General features: G+C 65.8%; 13 protein-coding genes. 8 read left to right on the top strand and 5 right to left on the bottom strand.

All coding sequences use genetic code 11. From position 1 onward, the window contains the following. Positions 1 to 2 precede the first annotated feature (2 nt). The 4 genes from KTJ89_RS04680 to KTJ89_RS04665 all read left to right on the top strand — a co-directional run bounded on the left by KTJ89_RS04680 (position 3) and on the right by KTJ89_RS04665 (position 5,267). Positions 3 to 1,859 (top strand): ABC transporter ATP-binding protein, encoded by a 1,857-nt coding sequence (locus KTJ89_RS04680; RefSeq protein ID WP_259356921.1) that lies wholly within the window; start codon positions 3 to 5, stop codon positions 1,857 to 1,859. Then, positions 1,852 to 3,636 (top strand): ABC transporter ATP-binding protein, encoded by a 1,785-nt coding sequence (locus KTJ89_RS04675; protein ID WP_259356920.1) that lies wholly within the window; start codon positions 1,852 to 1,854, stop codon positions 3,634 to 3,636. The genes KTJ89_RS04680 and KTJ89_RS04675 overlap by 8 nt, the downstream gene beginning before the upstream one ends. A 121-nt stretch (positions 3,637 to 3,757) precedes the next feature. Beyond that, positions 3,758 to 4,450, top strand: a complete 693-nt coding sequence (locus tag KTJ89_RS04670; RefSeq protein ID WP_259356919.1) for a class I SAM-dependent methyltransferase — start codon at positions 3,758 to 3,760, stop codon at positions 4,448 to 4,450. Further along, entirely contained in the window at positions 4,443 to 5,267 is an 825-nt protein-coding gene (locus KTJ89_RS04665; protein WP_259356918.1) for a metallophosphoesterase, read from the top strand. The genes KTJ89_RS04670 and KTJ89_RS04665 overlap by 8 nt, the downstream gene beginning before the upstream one ends. An 87-nt stretch (positions 5,268 to 5,354) precedes the next feature. On the opposite strand, the gene KTJ89_RS04660 is transcribed toward KTJ89_RS04665, so the two are convergent. The 4 genes from KTJ89_RS04660 to KTJ89_RS04645 form a co-directional block, all read right to left on the bottom strand. Then, on the bottom strand, positions 5,355 to 6,758 hold the full coding sequence (locus KTJ89_RS04660; protein WP_259357220.1) for an aldehyde dehydrogenase family protein: 1,404 nt from the start codon (positions 6,756 to 6,758) through the stop codon (positions 5,355 to 5,357). A 124-nt stretch (positions 6,759 to 6,882) separates the two neighbouring features. After that, positions 6,883 to 8,274, bottom strand: coding sequence for an APC family permease (locus KTJ89_RS04655; protein ID WP_259357219.1), 1,392 nt, complete (start codon positions 8,272 to 8,274; stop codon positions 6,883 to 6,885). A 289-nt stretch (positions 8,275 to 8,563) separates the two neighbouring features. Then, positions 8,564 to 9,526, bottom strand: a complete 963-nt coding sequence (locus tag KTJ89_RS04650; protein ID WP_259356917.1) for an AraC-like ligand-binding domain-containing protein — start codon at positions 9,524 to 9,526, stop codon at positions 8,564 to 8,566. Positions 9,527 to 9,694: 168 nt separating this feature from the next. Further along, positions 9,695 to 10,291 carry a TetR/AcrR family transcriptional regulator gene (locus KTJ89_RS04645; RefSeq protein ID WP_259356916.1) on the bottom strand — a complete coding sequence of 199 codons (597 nt, stop codon included), beginning with the start codon at positions 10,289 to 10,291 and terminating at the stop codon, positions 9,695 to 9,697. Positions 10,292 to 10,391: 100 nt separating this feature from the next. Between KTJ89_RS04645 and KTJ89_RS04640 the strand changes: the two genes are divergently transcribed. From KTJ89_RS04640 to KTJ89_RS04625, 4 genes are all read left to right on the top strand, one after another. Continuing rightward, positions 10,392 to 12,329 (top strand): primary-amine oxidase, encoded by a 1,938-nt coding sequence (locus KTJ89_RS04640; RefSeq protein ID WP_259356915.1) that lies wholly within the window; start codon positions 10,392 to 10,394, stop codon positions 12,327 to 12,329. Continuing rightward, entirely contained in the window at positions 12,329 to 13,993 is a 1,665-nt protein-coding gene (locus KTJ89_RS04635) for an amidohydrolase (RefSeq protein ID WP_259356914.1), read from the top strand. Before KTJ89_RS04640 ends, KTJ89_RS04635 begins: the two co-directional genes overlap by 1 nt. A gap of 236 nt (positions 13,994 to 14,229) precedes the next feature. Next, positions 14,230 to 15,870 carry a GMC family oxidoreductase gene (locus KTJ89_RS04630; protein ID WP_259356913.1) on the top strand — a complete coding sequence of 547 codons (1,641 nt, stop codon included), beginning with the start codon at positions 14,230 to 14,232 and terminating at the stop codon, positions 15,868 to 15,870. A gap of 124 nt (positions 15,871 to 15,994) precedes the next feature. Beyond that, positions 15,995 to 17,230, top strand: coding sequence for a threonine/serine exporter family protein (locus tag KTJ89_RS04625; protein WP_259356912.1), 1,236 nt, complete (start codon positions 15,995 to 15,997; stop codon positions 17,228 to 17,230). 84 nt (positions 17,231 to 17,314) lie between these two features. Here KTJ89_RS04625 and KTJ89_RS04620 read toward each other — a convergent pair whose 3' ends face one another. After that, positions 17,315 to 18,280, bottom strand: a complete 966-nt coding sequence (locus KTJ89_RS04620) for an aldo/keto reductase (protein WP_259356911.1) — start codon at positions 18,278 to 18,280, stop codon at positions 17,315 to 17,317. Positions 18,281 to 18,332: the final 52 nt, after the last annotated feature.

Raw genomic sequence — 18,332 nt, 5'->3', positions numbered from 1 at the left:
CCATGGCTGCCCTCGAAAAGGCGAGCGAGGTCCTCGACCCGAAGACGAAACGCGCGCAGGAGAACGAGATGCTCTCCCAGATGCTCAAGCCCGTGCGCGGACGATTGTGGCTGGGGCGGATCCTCGGCGGGGCCGCCGGGGTGGCCTCCCTAGCGCCCTATATCGCGCTCGTCCACCTCGGCGATGTGCTGGTTCGCGCCGCCCTAGCCGGCACCGCCCCGGACGAAGGCACCGTCCATTCCGCGATCGGCTTCGTCCTCGGCGGGGCCGGCCTGCAGATGCTGCTGACGTTCACGGCCCTGCTCGTCACGCATTTCGCCGATGTCGAGCTCACACGAGTTCTGCGGGCCCGCATCGTCAACCGCATCGCCGGCATCCGCCTCTCCTGGTTCTCCTCGACCTCCTCGGGGCGGATCCGCAAGGCGGTGCAGGACGATACGAAGACCCTCCACCAGCTCGTCGCCCACGCCCCTGTCGAATCGGCGATGGCGATCGTCACCCCGCTTGCGCTCCTCGTCTACGCATTCGTCGTCGACTGGCGTCTCGGACTCCTCGCCTTCGCCTCGGTGCCGGTGTATCTGATCGTTCAGATGGTCACGATGCGCGGCATGGGGGAGAAGACCGCGGAGATGGACTCCCGACTCTCCGACGTCTCGTCCACGGCCGTCGAGTTCGCCGACGGCATCGCGGTGATCAAGGCGTTCGGCCGCACCGGGCGGGCACACGCCCGGTACACGGAAGCCTCAAATGCCTTCTCCGCCTTCTACACCGGCTGGGTCGGACCGATGCTGCGGGCCTCCGCGATCGGCGAGGCCCTGGTCAGCGTGCCTGTGCTCATCGTCCTCAATATCTGCGTCGGATCCGCCCTCGTCTCTGCCACCGAGGTGACCCCCGCCGATGTCATCGTCACCACCCTCATCGCCCTCGTCCTTCCCAACACGATCCAGATCATCGGGCGGACCATGTGGGCCTACCAGATCGCCGGCAGCTCGGCCAAGCGCCTCGGCGATCTCCTCGCCACCGACATCCTCGACACCGATCCCGGAGCGCTGCCGGGCACGGCCCCGGTCGCGGCTGTCGATGACGTACCGGCGATCGCCTTCGACGACGTCAGCTATTCCTATACGGGTACGGTCAATGCCCTCGATCGGGTCAGTCTCGAAGTGCCGAAAGGTTCGGTCACCGCGCTCATCGGTCCCTCCGGATCGGGGAAGTCGACGCTCGCGGTGCTCGCCGCCAGGTTCATGGATCCCGACACCGGGCGAGTGCTCATCGGGGGCCGGGACGTACGCACATTCGGCACCGCCGAACTCTACTCACAGGTGGCCTTCGTGCTGCAGAACCCGCAGCTGCTGCGCCTGAGCCTGAGGGAGAACATTCGGCTGGCTCGCCCGGCAGCCGACGACGACGCGGTCTGGGCGGCCGCGGAGAGAGCCTTCATCGCTGAGGAGATCCGCGATCTGCCGGACAGCCTCGACACGATCTGGGGTGAAGGGGTCCGCCTCTCCGGAGGACAGGAGCAGCGGATCGCGATCGCCCGAGCGATCCTCGCCGATGCTCCGATCCTTGTCCTCGATGAAGCCACCGCCGCCACCGACCCCGATTCGGAAGACGAGATCCAGCGCGCCCTGTCGCAGTTGGTGCGGGGACGCACAGTGCTCGTCATCGCTCATCGCAGCGAATCGGTCATCGGATCCGATCGTGTGGTGCTCATGCGCTCGGGGCGCATTGATACTGTCTTCGAGTCCCCGGACGAAGAGCAGCTGCACCGGATCATGGACGATCGGGACATCGGGAGGCCGGGCCGCCTCGGCGAATCCATTGCCACCATCACGGAAGGACAGGGAAACGATGACTGACTCACCCGCCGCCGATTCCCCGGTGAAGACCCCACTCATCCGCTCCTACCGGGAACTGATGTCGGACTCGGGCAATCGCAGCCTGAGCGCGGCGTTGGTCCTCCACACCGTCACCGGCTGCTTCGAGGGCCTCGCCCTGCTCGCCTTCCTCCCCCTCGCACGAACTTTGGGCACTGGAGACACGGCGTGGGGCATGGGCACCACCGGATGGCTGATCAGCCTCGGTGTGCTCGCGGCAATCGCCTTCGCCGTCCGCTACGCGGAAGCTCGCGTCGGCTACCTGGCTGCGGTGGATTTCATCCGGTTCGCGCATCACGCGATCGGCGACGCTCTGGCCAAGCTGCCCCTGGGATGGTTCGACCGGCGACGCACCGGCAGGATCTCGAGCCTCGTGTCCCACCAGTTCATGACGGCAGGTGAAGGCATCGCTCATCTGCTGCCGGCGCTGGTCTCCGGATTCGCGACCCTGCTGACCGTCATCGCCGGGCTGTGGGTCTTCGACTGGCGGCTCGGGCTGATCCTCACTGTCCTCGCCCCACTCACGGTTCTGCTGCTGTGGCTCAGCCAGCGGATCAAGAAGACCATCGACGCTCGCACCCATTCCTCTGCCGATGAGGTCTCCTCCCGCATCGTCGAGTTCGCGACGTGTCAGCCGGCTCTGCGCGCTGCGGGGCGTTCCCACGGGTTCGCCCCTCTCGATGACGCCGCGGCCGAAGATACTCGCAATCAGCACAACAGCCTGTGGATCAGCAGCGCTGCGCTGGCACTGGGGGCGGTCGCGGTGCAGCTGCTCATCACCTCCGGTATCGTCGTCTCCGGCCTGCTCGCCCTCGCTGGGGCGCTGGCCCCACTGGTCACGGTTGCGTTCATCGGGGTGATGCTGCGGTTCGCGATCACCTTGCAGAATCTGTCGAACTCCGTTGTCGGCATCGAGATGGGACGCATTCCGCTGCGGCAGGCCAGAGAGATCCTGACCGCGGAGACCCTGCCGGAGATCGAGACCGCGAGCCCCCTGCCGAAACCGGGCGAGGTCGAGTTCGACCGGGTCTCATTCGGCTATGTGCCCGAGTCCCGCGTGCTCGAGGACTTCAGCATGCGCATCGCTGCGGGCACGATGACGGCTGTGGTCGGTGCCTCGGGGTCGGGGAAGTCGACGGCGGCGGCGCTCATCGCCCGGTTCTGGGATGTCGATTCCGGGACGGTGCGCGTCGGCGGCACCGACATCAGGGACATGCCGACCTCACAGCTGATGGCGCAGCTGACGATGGTCTTCCAGGACGTGTACCTGTTCAACGATTCGCTGTGGTCGAACGTCGCGATGAGCGACCCTGATGCCACCGACGCCGAGGTGTACGCCGCGGCCGAGCTCGCCGGGGTCACCCAGATCGCCGAGGTGCTGCCACACGGATGGCAGACGGTCGTCGGTGAGGGCGGACGGTCTCTATCCGGCGGCGAACGTCAGCGGGTGTCGATCGCCAGGGCTCTGCTGAAGAAGGCACCGATCGTTCTCTTCGACGAGGCCACCAGTGCGTTGGATGGGGAGAACGAGGCGAATGTGATGCGCAGCGTCGACGAGCTGCGGAGGTCTTCGACTGTGCTCGTCATCGCTCACAAGCTCGAGACCGTACAGCGGGCCGATCACATCGTCGTCCTCGACGGGGAAGGCGGTATCGCTGAGGAGGGCACTCATGAGCAGCTCTTCGCCGGCGGCGGTCGCTACCGTGAGTTCTGGGACAAACGAGCCTCAGCGCAGGGGTGGCGTCTGACTCAGGGGTGACCAGTCGCGGCCCCCGCGCGCTCCTCTTACTACCTGACGGCGGCCCAGCAACCTCGCGCGAGGTTGCTGGGCCGCCGTCAGGTAGTACGGGAGGGTAGGCCAGCAGTGAGAGACTGAGATCATGACTGATCCGAGCAATCTATCGGACTATGCAGCGAAGATGCGGCGGATGTCATCGAACGGGACCGACTTGGCCGTCGATGCCCGTTTCGTCGACATGCTCGCGCCTCGGCGGGCGACCGTGCTCGACATCGGGTGCGGGATCGGCAACGCGGTCGCGGCGCTGCGCACAGCTGGTCACGAAACCTTCGGAATCGACCCGGCACCCGAGGTCCTGCAGGTGGCGAGGGAACTCCATGAAGTTTCGTGGTTCCACGAGCTGTCGGCGACCGAACTGACTTCGGAGACGTTGGCGGATCGCCGATTGCCGACCCGTTTCGACATCGTGCTCATGTCGGGCAATGTACCGGCCTTCCTCTCCGAATCCGAGCTTGCGCATACCATCTCTGTCATAGCCGGGCTCTTGGCTCCCGGTGGCCGACTCGTCGTGGGGACAACGACCCACCGCCGAGGCGGCCCCGCCGATCTGGACGACTGTGCAGCAGCCACATCGCTGAGTCTCACGCAGCGTTACAGCGACTGGCACCTCGGCGACTTCGAAGCCGACTCGCCATGGTCGGTCAGCGTCTACGTCGCCCCGGGCATCCGCCACTCCGCCGATGGGCCCGACGGGATCCACGCACTACGCGACCGCGACACAATAGCGCAGCGTCACGACTCCCCTGCTTCACAGATGGATTGGGCGCATGAATAGCCGCACTCGCATTGCAGTGATCGGAGATGTCGGCGGACACTTCGCGCCGCTCGTCCACCTCCTCGGGGAGCTCGGAGTACGGTTCGGCACCGATATCGACTGGCCGGATGACCTTCACGTCGTCCAGGTCGGCGACCTGGTCCATCGTGGTCCGGCATCCGCCGAAGTCGTCTCCCTCGTCGCCGGTCTTCTGGAACGTGGCGTGTGGACTCAGATCGTAGGCAATCACGAACAGCTCTACGTCGACCGTCCAGTCTTCGGTTGGAATGAAACCATCGACGAGACCTCCCAGACGCAGCTGCGGGATTGGTGGGCGGATGGTCGCCTCCGGGCGGCAGCGGCAGTCACCGACAACTCAGGTGAGGAGTGGCTGATCACTCACGCTGGATTGACCGCCAGCTTCTGGCGCCAGGGGGTCGGCGCCCCGGACAGTGCCGGGGCGACGGTGGAGGCGCTGAAGGAGGCCGCCGACGACGGGGCGCTCTGGCATCCCGGGACGATGCTCCTCGGCGTCGATGACGACAATGCCGGCCCGGTATGGGCGGCCGCCGGGACAGAGGTCTACCCGTCCTGGCCGCGCCTCGAGGCCCAGCTGCCGTTCAATCAGATACACGGCCATTCGAGTGCCTTCGATTGGAACCGCAGTCGGTGGTCGGCCGAATCTTGGATCCGGCCGCAGATCAGACTCGACCTCAATCGCCGACATGCCGCATTCGAACACTCGGGACGCCGAATCGTCGGAATCGACCCTTGCCACCTCGCCAAGGCCGCCCCGGTCTTCGAGCCGCTCGTCCTCCGCGGGGCAGTGATCGGCTAAGTTTCCAGGGCTGGAGAAACCCTCCGTGCTACCTGACGGCGGCCCAGCAACCTCGCGCGAGGTTGCTGGGCCGCCGTCAGGTAGCAATTACCAGGAGATGACTTGGGGGATGCTCACGTGCTTGAGGCCCTCGAGACCGAATTCGAGACCGAAGCCGGACTTCTTCACCCCACCGAACGGCACGCGGGGGTCGACCGCGCCGTGCTTGTTGATCCACGTGGTTCCCGCCTCGAGACGGTCCGCGACCTGTCGGCAGGCGTCGAGATCTGTGCCCCACACCGAGGATCCGAGGCCGACTTCGAGCTCGTTGGCCCATTCGACGGCCTGGTCGAGGTCGGTGTACTTGATGATCGGCAGGACCGGCCCGAACTGCTCCTCGGCCACCAGCGGGTTGTCGTTGTCGATGTCGGCGACGAGGGTCGTCGGGTAGAAGTAGCCGGGCTGATCGGCGACGGGATCGCCGCCCATGAGCACGCGCGCTCCCCCGTCCTTGGCTGCGTCGACAAGGCGAGCGACGATGTCGTACTGCTGCTTGTTCTGCAACGGCCCCAGCACATTCTCCTCTTCCAGCCCCACACCCATCGGAGACTGTCCGGCCACCTCGACGAGGGCCTGGCAGACCTGATCGTAGAGCGATTCGGGGACATAGAGCCGCTTCATCGCAGCACACGTCTGTCCAGTATTGATGAACGCGCCCCAAAACAGGTCTCCCGCGATCTGGGCCGGATCGGCGTCTTCGAGGATGATGCCTGCGTCGTTGCCGCCGAGCTCGAGGGTGATGCGGGCGAGGTTGTCCGCGGCGGTGCGCATGATCGCCTGTCCGGTCTTCGTCGACCCGGTGAACATGATCTTGTCGACATCCTCGTGGCTGGTCAATGCAGCGCCCACAGAACCATCACCGGGAACGACGGAGAGCACATCGGCCGGCAGCACCTGGTTGACCACAGCCACAAGCGCCTGCACGGACAGCGGCGTGTACTCCGAGGGTTTGAGGACGACGGTGTTTCCCATCTTCAGAGACGGCGCGAACTGCCAGACGGAGATCATCATCGGCCAATTCCAGGGACCGACCGCACCGACGACGCCGACGGGCTTGTAATGGAGTTCAGCATGCGTTTCGCCGTCGTCGACGAGGACCTCGGGTTCGAGTTCGAAGGACGCGTTCGCACGCAGCCAGGCCGCGCAGGCACCGACTTCGAAGCGGGCGTTGGGTCCGTTGAGGGGTTTGCCCTGTTCGCGTGAGAGCAGCTCAGCCAGCGCCTCGGCGGAGGCTTCGATGGCGTCGGCTGCTCGGTTGAGCAGGTCGCTGCGCTCCTGGGAACTGCGCGCTGCCCAAGCAGGCTGAGCCCGGCGCGCTGCTGTCACCGCAGCGTCGATCTCTGCCGGTGTGCCTTCGTGGGTGCGGCCGACGACCTCACCGGTGGCGGGGTCGTGGATCTCGCGTCCGGAGGGGTCGACGATGGCGGCGAGAATTCCAGCGGTGGTGGTCATTTCGGTGGCGGTTGCCTCGGCGGTCATGGTGCTCCTTTGATCGGCGACCGGGTGGTCGGCGGCGGTTGGTGTGGTCATTTTCTGGCGGTGTGTACGGCTGTTTCAGGCGGTCGGGACGCCTACGTCATCCCAGGGAACCACCCGAACCGATTCCTGCATAGAGATTCGGTGACGACGAGCGGAGGACGATGGCCCAGATCGTGCCGATGAGCCCGGGGACGAGAACGATGGCCGGCAGCAGCCAGGACAGGACCGTGGTGCCCTCTGCGCCGATGAGAACGTTGAAGTTGATGACGATGGCGACGAAGAGGACGAGGAGTCCGATGGCTGACAGGCCCGGGGCGATCGCGCGGGTCCACAGCGAATACTCCCCCGACTTCGTGCGCAGGAATCCGACGACGGCGAGCGCAGTCAGCGCCATGAGCAGGACGAGTCCGAAGGCCCCCATGTTCGTCAGCCAGGTGAAGAGCGTGACGACAGGGAACAGCGGGTCATCGCTGCCGGAGCCGACCACGGCGAAGACGAGGATGATGACAAGCGCCAGTCCCGACTGGGTGAGGGAGCCGGCCACGGGAGCACCGGTGCGCCGCGAGGTCCTGGCCAGCGACGATGGCAGAACCCGGTCTCGACCGAGGGCGAAGACGTAGCGGGCGACGATGTTGTGGAAAGCCACGAGCGCGGCCAGCAGCGAGGTGAGGAACAGCAGGTTGCCGAGGTCGACGAACCACACCGGGGCGTGTTCGCCGAGGAAGACGAACATGAGGTCGGGCCCGAATTCCTGGGACCGGCCGATGACCTTCGAGGCCCCTTCGCCGACGACCATCGCCCAAGCTGAGAACGCGTAGAACACCGCGATGATGCTCACGGCGATGACGGTGGCCCGGCCTGCCGTGCGACGAGGATCTTTGACCTCCTCGTTGTAGATGGCCCCGGATTCGAAGCCCATGAAAGCCGCGATCGAGAATGCCAGGGCCGCGCCGACTCCGGGGGCGAACAGCTGGTCGAACGCGAGCCCGTCGCCGGTGATGCCTTCGGGGCTGTGCGCGAGTCCGATGATGTCGAAGACGATGACGACGAGGAACTCCGCGCCGACGATGATGCCGAGCACCTTCGCGGAGAAGTCGACGCGCAGCACTCCCATGATGCCGACGATGACCCAGGCGATGAGGGCGCAGACCCACCAGGACCAGGAGATGCCGAAGAGGGTGTCGAGGAACGAGGAGAAGACGAAGCCGAACATTCCGGCGATGCCGATCTGCATGGCGTTATAGGCGACGAGCGCGGTCATCGCCGCTCCCATCCCGGCGGGCTTGCCCAGACCTTTCGAGATGTAGGCGAAGAAGGCCCCGGCGTTGTGGACGTGGCGGCTCATCGCCGCATAGCCGATGGCGAAGAGGATGAGAATGATCCCGAGGACGACGAATGACAGCGGAATCCCCACCAGGCCGGTGACAGCGAAATTGCTGGGGACTCCGCCCGCAACGACGGTCAACGGCGCCGAGGCGGCGATGATCATGAAGACGAGCGCGGGGATTCCGATGCGGCGGGCATCGAGTGAGGCCGTGGCCGAGGGTGCCTGCCCGACGTCCGTGGAGGCCCGATCGGCGGCATTGCCGATCGGGGAACCCAGGCCGCCTTTGGCCGGGTCCGAGCTGAGAGTGCTCATGTGATCCACCTAACAGTCAAAGTGATTACTGCCAGTGTGGGTGCCGCCTGCCGATCGCGTCTTGGCTTTGCAGGCAGAGTTCTTGACGATTCGCGCATCCGCGTCGGGGCGCTTCGGTTCAACCGGTGCGAAGACTGGTTCAGTCGGCGTGGATGCTGCGGCGGTACCCGGCGGGCGGCTGTCCGACTGCACTGCGGAACAGCCGGGAGAAGTGTGCGGGATCGCTCAGTCCCCAACGGGCGCCGATGGCGGCCACCGGGGTCTGGCGCTGCCCGGGGTCGGCGAGGTCGACTCGACATTTCTCGATGCGGCGTCGTCGGATCTCTCCGGCAACGGTCTCCCCGGTGCCTTCGAAGATCTGGTGCAGGGTGCGCACCGAGATGAAGTGGGCGGCGGCGATGGTCGAGGGGGTGAGCTGCGGGTCGGAGAGGTGGACATCGATGTAGTCGGTGATCTCGGCCCACAGTCGCTGCCGTTCGTCGATCTCGCCGCCCGCGGCAGAGAGCTCGTCGGCCATCACAGTGGTGAGCAGATCGACGACGTTGCCGGCCAGCCGCACACCGGTCGCCCGGTTGAGGGTCGGCAGCATGGCCCCGGCCTGGGAGATGACCTGGGCGACGACCGCGCCGAGTTGGTGGTCGGCTCCGATCGGGGTGGCGGTGAGTTGGCCGACGGTTCCGGCAGGCAGGTTGACCCGTGACTGCGGGAACATCATGACGTAGGACGAGAAGTCCGAATCGAAGCTGAGCGTATACGGTCGTGACGTGTCATAGATGGCCAGCGATCCGGGCGCCAGAGCCATCTCACGTCCGTCCTGGATGAGCAGTCCGTGCCCGTCGAGCTGCAGCGATACCTTGAAGTAGTTCGTGCCGGCCGCGCAGCCGTGCGCCGCCGATCGGGCGCGGGCGATCAGCTCGGGGGTGCGCAGGACGGCATGAGGATTGGCGTTGATCTGCGACATCACCACGGAGTCGTAGTCGCGCGCGCTGATGCGACCTTGGAATCCGCCTCGGCGCTGGGGTTCCGTATCGAGCGGGACGAACGAGTCCGAGACCAGGCCCTGCCAGCCGTCGAAGTCGTTCGCGGTGTCTTCAAGCAACATCGTCGTCCTCAGTTCACTCAGCCCCGACCGCTTCGCCGAAGGCCCGTTGTCCGGTCACTCTATCCCCAACCGCCGCGCCAGTCACGACCCCGAGCACGATTACCGACCATTTGGTCACCCCGCTCCGGCAAGGCTCCCTCCGCCCAAGGTTCGGCCCGGCCTACCGGTTCAGTTCGGCAGGTCGAGTCGGGCGATGACGTAGTCGAGCTGGGCCCGAAAGCCGGCGAAGTCGAATCCGCGGCCTCCGATGATCGCGCTGGTCTGCGCCCCGAGCAGATACGTCAGGAGCACTTCGGTCTCGGATTCGATATCGACCTCGGCACGCAGACGACCGTCGGCGTCGGCCTCGCCTAGCCAGGAGACGATCCACGCCCTCCACAGCTCCATGGTCTCAGCGGTCGCGCGGGCGTGTTCAGGGTTCTGGGCCACCTCGGCGAGATAGGACAGGACGACGCGGGCTTCGTCATGCAGCGCCGGGGTCACCGGGAGCACCTCGTGCGCGAAAGCGCGCAGAGCGTCGAGCCCGCGCAGGCCCATCGTCGAGGTCGCGACCCTGACGTTCGTGGCCTCGAAGACGTACAGGTAGGTGGCCGCCAGCAGGTCCGCCTTCGAACCGAAATACGTTTTGACGACCCCATTGGCGAACCCGGCCTCAGCCGCGATATCGCGCATCGTCGCCCCACTGAGGCCCTGGCGGACGATCAGGCGCAGGGTCGCCTGCACGAGGTCCAGTCGCCGCTGGTCGTGGTCGACGATCTTGGGCATGGTTCCTCCACAGCGATGCAGATCGGGTCTTGACTTTATTTCCTACGAGTGTAGATTTTAGCGTGACTCAGCCCACAGGCCCAGATTGCAAAGGTGCACAATGTCCTGCCATTCCTCCCCCTCCGTCGCCGAGGCGACCACCGCCACCCCCTTCACACTGCCGACCGAGGCCGAGATCTCGACCGTCACCGCGGTGCTGCGCGCGGCCGGGCACTTCCCCGATACCGCGCGCATGGCCTACGTCGGCCTGCTCGATCCCTTGCGCGGTACGAAGCGAGCCATCGCCGAGGTGGATCGCCGTTTCCGTGCCTTCATCCTCGACAAGTCCGCAGGCACTGCCCGCGATATCGTCGTCTCGGCCACCCGTGAGACGGTCGAATCCGTCGCCGAGGTGGACTCCACCGAAGAGGGCGAGTTCCCCGTCATGGAAGAGGAGTTCGAGGTCGTCGAAGAGGTCCTCGCCGCCGATCCGACGTGGCGGGCGAGCATCGAGAGGCGCGGGCTGTCCGTCGCAGAGGTCCGGGTGGCGCCGCTGTCGGCCGGAGTCTTCGAATACCCGGAGGAGAAGGGACGGAGGATCCTGCGCGGGCTGGCGTTCCACCAGCAGCATGAGTCGGACTCGGCGTGGGCACACCCGATCGACGGACTCGTCGCCTATGTCGATGTCACGAACAAAACCGTCGACCAGGTCCTTGACCTCGAGAACGTTCCGGTGCCGGCCGAGCACGGGAACTACACGGATCCGGAGCTCACCGGGCCCGTGCGGACCACGCAGAAGCCGATCTCCATCACGCAGCCGGAGGGGCCGAGCTTCACCGTCACCGAGGGCAACCACATCGAGTGGGAGAAGTGGTCGTTCGATGTCGGCTTCGACATGCGCGAGGGACTCGTCCTGCACAACATCGCCTTCGACGACGGTGAGCGCCGTCGCACGATCCTCGATCGGGCGGCGATCGCCGAGATGGTCGTTCCCTATGGTGACCCCTCACCGGTGCGGTCGTGGCAGAACTATTTCGACACCGGCGAATACCTCGTCGGGCAATGGGCGAACTCGCTCGAGCTCGGGTGTGACTGCCTCGGCGACATCACCTATCTGTCGCCGTGGGTGGCGAACAACCTCGGCGAACCTCGGCAGATCAAGAACGGCATCTGCATGCACGAGGAGGATGCGTCGATTCTGGCCAAGCATTCGGACCTGTGGTCGGGTGTCGCCTATACCCGGCGCAACCGTCGCTTCGTCGTCTCGTTCTTCACCACGGTCGGCAACTACGACTACGGGTTCTACTGGTATCTCTACCTCGACGGCACGATCGAGTTCGAGGCCAAGGCCACCGGTGTCGTCTTCACCTCGGCGCTGCCGAACGGGTCGACGGATTTCGCCTCGGAGATCGCGCCCGGACTCGGTGCCCCGTTCCACCAGCATCTCTTCGGGGCTCGACTCGACTTCGCCCTCGACGGCGGCAAATGCCGGGTCGAGGAGGAGGACGTGGTGCGTCTGCCGGTCTCGCAGGACAATCCCCGCGGCAATGCGTTCAGCCGGTCCCGGACCGTCCTGGCGACCGAACTGGCTGCGCAGCGGGATGCGGATCAGTCGAAGGCGCGGACATGGGTGGTGACGAACCCGGAGTCGACCAACCGCCTCGGCGAACCGGTCGGATACAAACTGCACCCGACGGGCCTGCCCACGTTGCTCGCGGCCGAGGATTCGTCGATTCATCGCCGTGCCACGTTCGCGTCGAAGTCGCTGTGGGTCTCGCAGTATCAGGAGGACGAGCGGTACCCGACCGGGGATTTCCCGAACCAGCATCCCGGTCACGCGGGGCTGCCGGCGTGGACGGCGGCAGATCGCAGCGTCGACGGGGAGGACATCGTGGTCTGGCACAGCTTCGGCCTCACCCACTTCCCACGGGTCGAGGACTGGCCGATCATGCCCGTCGACACCGTCGGCTTCAAGCTGCGACCCGAGGGATTCTTCGACCGCTCCCCCGTCCTCGACGTCCCCGCCCCGGAGTCCGGCGGCCACTGCTGCGAGGAGTGATGAGCACGATGCAGGAGTACATCGTCACCAATGGTCGAATCTTCACCGGTGATTCCGAGCAACCGTTCGTCGATGCGTTCGCCGTCAGCAGCGGAAGGATCGGCGCACTCGGCTCCCTCGACGAGGTTCGGGCCTCATTGCAAAGTGAACCCGAGATCATCGACCTTGCCGGCAGCTTCGCTATGCCGGGACTCGTCGATGTCCATGCCCACCTCGGGCTCGGCGGACGACAGTTGGCCTTCGAACTGCCGGTCCTGCCCAGCGACGATGTGGCTGAGATCGCTGTCAAGGTCCGGGACTGGAGTAAGAATCTGGCTCCCGGCGAGTGGGTCGTGGGCGGGATCGTCGGCTCGACAGTCATGGACGATCTCACCCACATGGATCTCGCGACTCTGGACGAAGCGGCAGACGGCCGCCCAGTCCTGCTCCGTGACGACACGATGCACAACCGGTGGGTGAACTCTGCGGCTCTCGAGATCCTCGGCATCGATGAGACATCCCACGCCCCCAAGGGCGGGTCCTATGTCCGGGACCGTGACGGCAGGCTCAACGGTGTGCTCACCGAGCTCGCGTGCGGTCCGGCGGAAGCAGCCGTCATGGACACCGTCGTCGACATCGCGGATTTTCATGCGCGGGCCTTCACCACTGCGGTGAAGACGCTGAATTCCTATGGGATCACTGCGGTGCAGGAATCAGCGACGATGGATTACGCCCTGCGCACTCTCCACGACATCGACGAGGCAGGGGAACTCACCGCGCATGTGGTCGCTTCGATGCCCTCTCGCCCTTTCCTCGAGGAGGGGATCAACGGCGAAGAACTCTACGATGTCGGAGACCAGAACCACTCCGAACACGTGCATCCGACCTTCGCGAAGTATGTCCTCGACGGTGTGCCGATGACTCGGACAGCGGCCCTGATCCACCCATACAGGTGCAATCACCCCGACGACGATCCGAATTTCACCGGCGAACCGCTGTGGGATGCCGACGAGCTCACTTCCTCACTGCTCGCGCTCGTCGATCGCGGGCTCAATGCGAAGCTCCATGCCACCGGCGACGGCGCAGTGCGGATGATCCTCGACGCAGTTCAAGAGGTACGCAGGCTGCGGGGATGGACGGCAAGATTCCACATCGCTCACGTCGAGTTCGTCCATGACGATGACTTGAACCGTTTCGCCGAACTCGGCGTGGTCCCCGACGCGTCACCGTACCTATGGTTTCCGTCAGTGATGCAGGAGTCGATGAAGAAGCAGGTACCAGCGGAAACGTTTGACCGTTCATGGCCGCTGCGCCGGCTGGTGGAGTCGGGGGCAGCCGTCTCTGGCGGATCAGACTGGCCCTGCGCGGCGCCGACGCCGGATCCATGGACCGGCCTGGCCACTCTCATCACCCGGGCGAACCCGGACTCGACTGTGCCTGGCCAGCTCAACGCGGAAGAGGCCCTCACGATCGATCAGGCCATTGCCGCATTTACTCGAAACCCTGCTGAGGCCATGGGTTTGGGAGACGAGACCGGAATGCTGCGAGCCGGAATGTCCGCAGATTTCATCGTCCTCGACCGCGACCTCTTCACAGTCGACCCTGCAGCGATCCACGAAACGACAGTCTGCCGAACCTACTTCGAGGGCAGACTCGTTTACGAGGCGGAATCCGATAGGGCCTAATCATTCTCGCCGTCGACGACACACCCTTCCCGCCTTTCAGTACCTCCCCAATTGCTACCCGACGGCGGCCCAGCAACCTGGCGCCAGGTTGCTGGGCCGCCGTCGGGTAGCACGGAGAGGTCGGGTGGGACCGGAATTGACGATGCGCGCACGACCGTCGCCGACGGCTTGCCGAATCGTGCACACCTCGTCCGCAGGCATTCCTCACCAGTGACCGACGTCACTAGCCTGAGGCCATGACAACCGAGTATGAATCAGGCACCGTGGCCTCGAACACCTCAGACCACCCGGACACGTTCCCCATTGAGATCCCGAACGAGCGATTCGACTACGTCGTCGTCGGAGCGGGATCGGCCGGGTGCGTCCTCACCCGTCGGCTGCTCGATGCCGGAAAGAAGGTCTGCCTCGTCGAGGCCGGCGGAGACGAGACCAATCCGAATATCGACCATCTCAACAACCTCGGCCTGATCTGGCATTCGCAGCAGGACTGGGACTACTACACTCCCCCGCAGCCGGCGGCGATGAACCGCCGCATCCACCTCCCCCGCGGCAAGGTCCTCGGCGGGTCGAATGCCCTCAACGCCGTTATCTGGGTCCGCGGCGATGCCTGGGACTACGAACAGTGGGTCGAATCCGGGTGTCCGGGATGGTCCTGGGACGAGGTCTGGCCGGTCTTCGCCGCAATCGAGAGCTTCGACGGCGACATCGCTGAGAATCGAGGCACCGACGGTCCGATGGATGTGCGCGTCGACTATGCGCGCAACCCGCTGCAGGAGGACATGTTCACGGCCGCCACACAGACCGGCATACCCGTCAATGACGACTACAACTCCGGATCCGTCGAAGGCATCGGAAAGATCCAGCTCAACGTCCGCGACGGCAAACGACTCAACACATGGCGCGCCTACCTCAAGCCCCGCCTCGGCGATGAGAACCTCACGATTCTCACCACCGCGCACGCCCGTCGGCTTCTCCTCGACGGGACCACGGTCACCGGACTCGAGATTGATTTCCGCGGCCGCGTCGGCGCCGTGTCCGCCGACGAGGTTGTCCTCTCCGCAGGTGCCCTGGCCTCTCCCGAGCTGCTTCTGCGGTCGGGCATCGGTCCCGCCGAGGAGCTTGCCGAGGTCGGCATCGACTCGGTGGTCGATCTGCCGGGCGTCGGCAAGAATCTCCAGGATCATTGGCTCTCGCCGGTCATCTTCTCCACCGGAGATCGGGAGGTGCCGATGGGAGAGGTGGCGCCCGCCGAGGTGCACTTCTTTGCGAAGTCCCGACCGGATCTGCCGGTCCCCGACACCCAACCGTTGTTCTTCTCCGTGCCGATGTATGCCCAGGATGCGGCGCCGGCCGCGCAGACCGGACCAGGACCCGGCGGAGCATTCACTCTGCAGGGCGGCCTGGTTCGCCCCGAGAGCCGCGGAGAGGTGCGGCTCAGCGGGCCGAATCCACAGGATCCGCTCGTCGTCGACCCGCAGGTGCTCTCGGCACAGGCCGATGTCGACGCTCTCGTCGCCTCGGTGAGGCAGTGCCGTGAGATCGGGCGCGCCGAGGCGCTGTCATCGTGGCAGCCCACCGAGATCCACCCGGGCCCCGAGGTGGCCGACGAGGACCTCGAGGACTATGTCCGCGGGTCGGTTGTGACTTATCATCACCAAGCCGGGACCTGCCGGATGGGGACGGACGCCGAGGCTGTCGTCGACCCGGCCACGTTCGAGGTCCGGGGCGTGAGCCGGCTGCGGCTGGCCGATGCGTCGATCATGCCGCTCGTGCCGACCGGAAACACGAACGCTCCGACGATCATGATCGCCGAACGCGCCGCGGCCGCTCTCGTCGGCTCCCCCGCCGAAGGAATCACCGCACCCGCCGCCCACTGATTCCCCTAATTGCTACCCGACGGGGGCCCAGCAACCTCGCGCCAGGTTGCTGGGCCCCCGTCGGGTAGTAAGAGGCTGGTATCTTCTACTTCGTCGGCCGATCTGCAGACGAGAGGGATTGGGAGTGCACGAGGCAAGCGAAAAGACCGTCCCCGCACAGGAGCTGCTGGTGACGATCGGGACGGGGCTGCTCGCCGGTGGGATCTCCTCGGTCGATGTCGAAGACGCTCTCACCGGACTGGCACCTGCGGTCGGCCTGAAGTCCATCAATGTCGCTGCCCTTCCCAAGGGCCTTTTCCTCACCATCGGCCCCGGCAGTCCCACCCGATTCGAACGCATCGGCCCTGACCTGCGGTTCGACCAGACAGCGAAGCTGCTCGACATCGTCGACGCCGTGCGGTCACGTCGGCTCGGCATCGACGCCGCTCGTCGCATGATCGAGGCCGAGGTCTACGGCACTCCCCCGCGCTGGCCCGGATGGGTGACCTGCCTCGGCGCGGTGCCCGTCGGAGTCGGGCTGTGCCTGCTGCTCGAACCGGGACTGGTCAACCTCGCCTTCGCCGCTCTCGGTTCACTCATCGTCGCGGGTGTCCTCGCCGTCAACGCCCGCCACCCCAGCCTGGGACCGCTGCTGCCGGTCGCCTCGGCGTTCATCGTCGCGGTGCTCATCCTCATCGGCTTCCGACTCGACTGGCTGGACAGTCCCCTGCGCACGATCGTCGCCACCCTGGCGCTGCTGCTGCCCGGCAGCGCCGTGGTCACCGGGCTGACCGAGATCTCCGCCGGTGCCCTCTCGGCAGGCAGTTCCCGGCTCGTCTCGGCCACCGTCCAGTTGGCGATGTTCATCGCCGGAGTCGCCGGTGCCGCCGTCGTCACTGGCACCGGCGCCGAGGCGCTTGCGAACTCCCAGCTCACCTCCTCGACATGGTGGCTCTCCGCCCTGGGCGTGGCCGCCGCGACGCTGGGCCTCATCATCTATCTGCACACTCCGCTCGAGCACACCGTGCCGATCGTCCTCACCATCGCTGCGGCCGCGCTGGCGCAACTGGGCATCGGTGCCGAATTCGGTGCGGCCATCGGCGGTCTGGCCGGCGCTCTGACCGCATCGGTGGTGGCCGTCGTGCTCTCGCGCCTGCCGAAAGGCCCGATCTGGCGGATCAGCTTCGTGCCCGCGTTCCTCGTCGTCGCCCCCGGGTCGTTCGGGCTCCTTAATGCCTCACAGATCGAATTCGGTGACGGCGCTGGGGTTGCCGGCAGCATGCTGGCGGCTGCGACCACGTTCTTCACGATCGCCATCGGCACGGTCATCGGCGCCGCCATTGCCCACACCGTCGAGCCCAAGGACGAAATCGTCGCCTGAGACACCCCTAGAACTACCTGACGGCGGCTCAGCTACCTCGCGCGAGGTTGCTGAGCCGCCGTCAGGTAGTAATTGGGAGGGAAGTCAGGACGGTTCTTCTACAGCGAACGGTGTCGAGGCCCGGTCGAGACGGTCGACCTCGTCGGCGCTGAGCTCGAGCCCGGGCGCGGCCATGACCGCCTCGAGCTGCTCAGGTGTGCGGGCCGAGGCGATCGGCGCCGTCACGCCCTTAGCCAGCAGCCAGGACAGCGCCACAGTCGTCGGAGCGACATCGTGCGAATCAGCGATCGCGACGAGATCGTCGACGACCTTAAGCCCCTCGGCATTGAAATATCCCTGCACCATGCCACCCCGATCGGCCCCCTCGAGGTCGGCTTCGGTGCGGTATTTGCCGGTGAGGAAGCCGGCGGCAAGGCTGAAGTACGAGAACACCGCGAGATCCCGCCGCTCGGCGATTGGGCGCAGATCGGTCTCGAACTCCCGCCGATAGACGAGGCTGTACTGCGGTTGGATCGCGACCGGCTTGACCAGCCCTTCGTCCTCAGCCGCTGCGAACCACCCGGCCAGACGCGCCGGCGAATAGTTCGACACCGCGGTGTGCTTGGCCTTACCGGAACGGACGATCTCATCGAAGACGCGGGCCACCTCGGCGATGGGGGTCACCTCATCGTCACGGTGGGCGTAGTAGAGGTCGACGTGATCGGTCTGCAGACGCTCCAGTGAGGCGTCGATGGCGGTGCGGATATATTCGGGATCCTGCGTCTTGTGCTCGGGATGGTCGCCGACCTTCGTGGCGATGACGACGTCATCGCGGTTGCCCCGCGAGGCCAACCAGGTGCCGATGATGGCCTCGGATTCGCGGCCGGTGTTGCCGGGCACCCACGCAGGGTAGGACTCGGCGGTGTCGAGGAAATTGCCGCCGCCTGCCACGAAGGCGTCGACGACGGCATGGGACTGCGCCTCATCGGCCGTCCACCCGAAGGTGTTCGTGCCGAGATTGATCGGGAAGACGGACAGGTCGGTGCCGGGGATCTGCTTCCGTGACGTCAAATTTTCCTCCATTCGCAGAATGTCCGGGCCTCAGATGGCCCGCACCTCTGCA

Source organism: Brevibacterium sediminis, assembly GCF_024895295.1.
Classification (GTDB): Bacteria; Actinomycetota; Actinomycetes; order Actinomycetales; family Brevibacteriaceae; genus Brevibacterium; species Brevibacterium sediminis.
The sequence above is the reverse complement of the archived record's forward strand: the minus strand, read 5'-3'. Positions and strand labels throughout refer to the sequence as shown.

What these genes read in the sequence shown, in the direction of transcription:
- KTJ89_RS04660 (WP_259357220.1), bottom strand. Translation starts at nt 6,758, where the DNA reads ATGACCACCACCGCTGGAATTCTCGCCGCCATCGTCGACCCCTCCGGA.
- KTJ89_RS04655 (WP_259357219.1), bottom strand. Translation starts at nt 8,274, where the DNA reads ATGATCATCGCCGCCTCGGCGCCGTTGACCGTCGTTGCGGGCGGAGTC.
- KTJ89_RS04650 (WP_259356917.1), bottom strand. Translation starts at nt 9,526, where the DNA reads ATGTTGCTTGAAGACACCGCGAACGACTTCGACGGCTGGCAGGGCCTG.
- KTJ89_RS04635 (WP_259356914.1), top strand. Translation starts at nt 12,329, where the DNA reads ATGAGCACGATGCAGGAGTACATCGTCACCAATGGTCGAATCTTCACC.
- KTJ89_RS04680 (WP_259356921.1), top strand. Translation starts at nt 3, where the DNA reads ATGGCTGCCCTCGAAAAGGCGAGCGAGGTCCTCGACCCGAAGACGAAA.
- KTJ89_RS04675 (WP_259356920.1), top strand. Translation starts at nt 1,852, where the DNA reads ATGACTGACTCACCCGCCGCCGATTCCCCGGTGAAGACCCCACTCATC.
- KTJ89_RS04670 (WP_259356919.1), top strand. Translation starts at nt 3,758, where the DNA reads ATGACTGATCCGAGCAATCTATCGGACTATGCAGCGAAGATGCGGCGG.
- KTJ89_RS04630 (WP_259356913.1), top strand. Translation starts at nt 14,230, where the DNA reads ATGACAACCGAGTATGAATCAGGCACCGTGGCCTCGAACACCTCAGAC.
- KTJ89_RS04665 (WP_259356918.1), top strand. Translation starts at nt 4,443, where the DNA reads ATGAATAGCCGCACTCGCATTGCAGTGATCGGAGATGTCGGCGGACAC.
- KTJ89_RS04645 (WP_259356916.1), bottom strand. Translation starts at nt 10,291, where the DNA reads ATGCCCAAGATCGTCGACCACGACCAGCGGCGACTGGACCTCGTGCAG.
- KTJ89_RS04640 (WP_259356915.1), top strand. Translation starts at nt 10,392, where the DNA reads ATGTCCTGCCATTCCTCCCCCTCCGTCGCCGAGGCGACCACCGCCACC.